This window comes from Paraglaciecola sp., from assembly GCF_051252315.1.
GTDB lineage: Bacteria > Pseudomonadota > Gammaproteobacteria > Enterobacterales > Alteromonadaceae > Paraglaciecola.
The window spans coordinates 1-4,522 of record NZ_JBPOFP010000199.1 but is presented as its reverse complement, the minus strand read 5'-3'; the positions used below and the strand labels follow the sequence as shown (position 1 = coordinate 4,522).

The 4,522-nt window shown below is 36.2% G+C and carries 4 protein-coding genes; all 4 read right to left on the bottom strand.

Translation table 11 applies throughout. The annotated features are described in order from the left end of the window. Window positions 1-501 (bottom strand): lipopolysaccharide biosynthesis protein (locus ACSHXM_RS20970; RefSeq protein ID WP_435692211.1); only part of this gene is annotated, 501 nt, incomplete at its 3' end. Between the two features lie 99 nt (window positions 502-600). Further along, window positions 601-1,629 carry a UDP-N-acetylglucosamine--undecaprenyl-phosphate N-acetylglucosaminephosphotransferase gene (gene wecA / locus ACSHXM_RS20965; protein WP_435692209.1) on the bottom strand — a complete coding sequence of 343 codons (1,029 nt, stop codon included), beginning with the start codon at window positions 1,627-1,629 and terminating at the stop codon, window positions 601-603. 206 nt (window positions 1,630-1,835) lie between these two features. After that, window positions 1,836-3,830: a YjbH domain-containing protein gene (locus ACSHXM_RS20960; RefSeq protein ID WP_435692213.1), complete on the bottom strand. Its 1,995-nt coding sequence runs from the start codon at window positions 3,828-3,830 to the stop codon at window positions 1,836-1,838. A gap of 128 nt (window positions 3,831-3,958) precedes the next feature. Next, window positions 3,959-4,522, bottom strand: a 564-nt coding sequence (locus ACSHXM_RS20955; protein ID WP_435692207.1) for a capsule biosynthesis GfcC family protein, incomplete at its 5' end; no start/stop codon positions are given.

Below are 4,522 nucleotides of genomic sequence, written 5' to 3'. Positions count from 1 at the left end.
ACTGTACCCTGCTATGATCTTGGCAGCACTTGTCACAATAGTTGTGTATAAACTTATTAGTGTTAATTCCTTAAATTTTTGTTTTCTTATTAATACTTGAGTTAAAATCGCTGAAATAGACGAAGGAAATATGGCAGCACAAAGAAAGTACACAATTGGGTTTATTTTAGTATCAAAATTGAATTTTATTGTTAAGAGGACGATGGACATAGTGATACAGAGCATAGCGGATATTTTAAACGTTGTAGACAGTATATTTTTATACAGATGTTCCTTTTGTGTCATGACAATTGCTAAGGGGTAGCATAAACCACATAAAATAACTAGTAAGGTGATGGTCGTATTAAAAATCCCTAAAAATCCAAAATCATCAACTTGAAACAAACGAGTTAGGAGTGGGGTTAATACAAAGTTTAAAACTTGAATGGAGGCAGTACCCGATAAAATCAGAAAAAAATTCTTTAAAATAGGGATGTTTTTTATTTGGTTGTTTTTATTCATTCTTCTAAGTTACCACGACTGGTAGTGATGATCTGAGATAATATCGTAACTAGATAATGAAGTTCTAATTTATGGAATTATATAAAAATTCAACTGATTTTAAGGCTTGCTTAACTTGATCATTATATAATTATATAGGAAAAAGAGTATTACGAACAACGAAGCCATTATACTTCCATCTATAGAAAAGTATTCTGACAAAATACCCACTGAAGAAAATATCCCTGCAATTACACTTATATACAAAGTTGTCGTTTTACTACTACAGCCATTTTTTAAGAATATATGATGAATATGATCCCTGCTAGCCTTCAATGGTGAATCTCCATTTCTGATTCGTCTGAACATTACTGAAAACATGTCCATAAGTGGAATTGCTATAATCCATACTGCTGTAATAGGACTTAGAAAATTTTGTTCGCTATTAGTTGAGTATGTGATTAACCAGATAACAGTTAATCCCATAAGCATACTACCTGCGTCTCCCATAAATATTTTATACTTCCCGCCTTTAAATGATCCAAAGTTAAAAAACATAAAAGCAACTACAGCGCCAATAAACATGGACATTACGCTGTTATCAAAATGAGTATTTGCGGTCACAACTAACACGCCAATAGCAATAAAAGCGTTTAAACTCAATGTGCCAACTAATCCATCAACACCATCGGTCATATTGAAAGCATTAATACAGGTAACTACAGCAAGAACCGTAAATATTGGGCCAAAAGAACCGAGTTCAACGATGTTCGAACCCCAAATATCTCCTAAATCTTGAATGTACAAATCTGCTCCAAAAACCATTAATGAAGCGATTAGAGTTTGAGCTATTAATCGAAGGCGGGCATCTAAGTCATGGAAGTCATCAAGTGCACCAATAAATACCATGAATGATGTTGATAAAAGGTACATCTTATAGTGAGCATCAAAAGGAGTAATAATAAAACTACTGATAGTTATAGCAGTATATATTGCTAAACCACCTATTAGCGGAACTTCTCCTTCATGCTGTTTTCTACTGCATGGCCGGTCAACTAAACCGACATTTTGTGCGACAGGGTAAAGGGCTACTACCAAACCAGCAACTAATAAAAATGACAGGAAAAACGAAAATAAATTGATAAACAAGAAAACTGTCCTTTAACGTAGCTAGAAAATTTAATCAGCGGAACCGATTCTTCATTTCGGGGAGCATTATATGCTAGGTCCCAAACGTATACAAACGGGAATGGCTTTGAATATGTTAATTATTATATTTTGCTAATGACCTTCACATAGGCCTAGCCAATAAAGTTGAATTATCAAGCTTAAATCCTTTCGGTCATCTTTTTAATCTAATCAAAAGGTGAGCGCTCTTCCGTTGTATTATAAAGAGTACTTGGGCGAGTTAGTGCCTGGCCCCCATCGCGTGCAATGGGAATCCATGGCAAACGGCCTTGACCTTTTGCTGGTTTGAGTGAAAAAAGGTCGAATGGAATAGACAAGTAAAACCCCTTAGTAAAACTACCTTCGCCATATGCCTTGGAACTAGCGTCGGTGAAAGCTGCATATGCACCTACTATAATTCCACTATCGAATCGTTTTGCAAAGTCTACTGTAACACCTTTATCTTTAGCGAGGTATTTGCCAATGTTGAATGTTAGCTGGGTACTGGGAATAAACTGTGGTCGCCAATAAATATTTGCATGACCGGTCAGGGTTTTGTAATCATAAAGTTCAAAAGTATCTTCGTATGACCGTTGTTGTACATAATTTATATCAAATCCAAATGCTATATTGCTATTGACTGGGCGATACAATATTTCAGCCCCCACACCACCAAACATTGACTCTAGGTAACCTGCATATACTTGTGCATATATTTTAGGTGCGATACGGTCGCTCCAGCTTAAGTATAGATTTTCTAAGGTCACATCGCGGTTGGATACATACTCTCGGGCGTTAGTGCGAACCCTAGGTAGGGTACTGTTAGCAGTATCAGTGGTGAATTTAAATTTGTCGAAGTTTTCAAATAGATTTACCTTAATTGCGCCGGATACATTGCTTTTACCATTAAAACTATATCCTCCATTTATCAGCACTCCTGCTTGATATAAATAAAAATCTTCTGGGTTACCAAAAGTCTGCAACCAAAATGTTTCAATGCCGGTATAAAAACCAGCTGTATTAGATGGAGCATATGCTTCGACAGATTCTTGACTAATTTCCTGTCGTTGATACGTACTACTCAAGTTAACAGGTAACGTTTGATGTGTTGCGTGTTTTCTAAATTCTTTTGCATTGATGACAGTCTCTACAATTGGTACAGAACCTAAAGTGTTGACTATATTAATTTCTTTTACTGATTCAGGGGATTCGGAGGCGACAATGCGCCCGACTCTTTCCACTGCTTCATCATAGTTACGGTAACTTATTTGCTGGCCGTATATCGTTATTTGTTCTTCGTCAAAAATAGAATCGTTTACGGTAAAACCAGCTTGGTATTGTAAATCCCGCATTAATCTATTGCGGTTTAATTGTTGGATTGATATGTCCCGGCTTTTTAGCGAGAGCGCTCGTGGGGCTCTATCAATTTTAACTTGCCTGATGTTGTGTAAATTAAAGTTATAATTAATGCCAAAACCAATGGTGTTTCCTCTTTGGTAATTAAGGCTTAAATCAAAGTTGTTCCAACGATAAGCAGCGCCGACATTCCAGTTGGTGTCTTGTTGTAATCTACCAGCTCTGTCATTTTTATAATTATTTCCTTCATATTCTAGTTTTAGACGCAGTGGTGCCCAAGGGGTTTGATATTCAATGCCTCCAAAAATAGAAGACGCGCCTTTAAAAAAACGCTGGTAATCAATTTTTCCACCTCTTCCAGAAAATCCCCCCGGTCGATTACAAAAACTTTCTTTTAATTCACAAAAGGGGTTGGTTACGTTTGCTGAAGAGCCTAAATAACCCCAGCCTAAATTAAGGTGAACGTCGAAATTTCCAAATCGTTTACTAAGACCAATAAACTCACTTTCAAAAAAGCCAGTTCCACCAAAGTCTCGAAATCCGACGGACACCTCTGGCAGGTAATAAGATTCTTTGACTAGTCGAAATTTAGCATCTATGCCTTTATCTTTTAAGGTTTGGTCTCCACTAAAGTCTGGAACTTGGCTATAAAGCCGTGTACGAACGTCGGTATAACGGACCGTTGATTGAAACCAAGGGAAGAGTTGAAAGGTTGCAGAGCCAAATCGATATTGATCGTTATCGGTATAACTTATTTGTAAATCTCCTTCATTTAGCATACGTGCATTAGGAGTTTGAATCAGTCCTGTACCACCGTGTACCATCATTGAGCTAGCGAATGGTTTAAGGTTCCAAGTGTTTGTATTATTTAGTTCTTGTGTTTGAGCGACAAACGAGACTGTGAAAATTAAAATCAAACACATTCTTATTAGTCTTAAATAATTTTTATAATTCATTACAGAACCCTATTTGAAGCTAATAACAGTAACTTTTGATTTATTAAGTCAAAATCAGAGTTAAATAAGGCAGGTTTGAAAGGTATAAAAATTTGGCTTCCTGGCATGACTTCTTGATGTGTCTTATTCCAATAGGCTACTGGGCTTTTTATGATTCGACCGTCAGCTTGTATGATGATAACGTAGTCTTTATCGGCTAATTCAGATCTGACATGACTCTGAATATACTCACTAGCATCAGCATGGGGCAGATGAGCTACATTTATTTCTTTATGTATTGCTCCAAAAATTTTAACTGTTTTCTGCCTAGGCGTAATCGTTAATATATACTTTCCGGCAGGAATTCGAGAGTTGGCAGATTTAACTATTCTCGCTAAATCATAATCTATTTTTGTGGTTAATTTACGTGCTAATTGCCAGTTTTGGATAGACTTTTTTAATTCTCTTAAAGAACTCGCAACATCGGGCTTATCTTTTTTGTAGTGTTTGATAAGAGCTGATAACTTGTTAATTAGCTGTGATTTAGTTTTATTCAGTTGAATATTTTCACTTTTATATAAAGC

Coding starts and splice junctions, on each gene's coding strand:
- ACSHXM_RS20960 (WP_435692213.1), bottom strand. CDS start 3,830: ATGATGGTACACGGTGGTACAGGACTGATTCAAACTCCTAATGCACGT.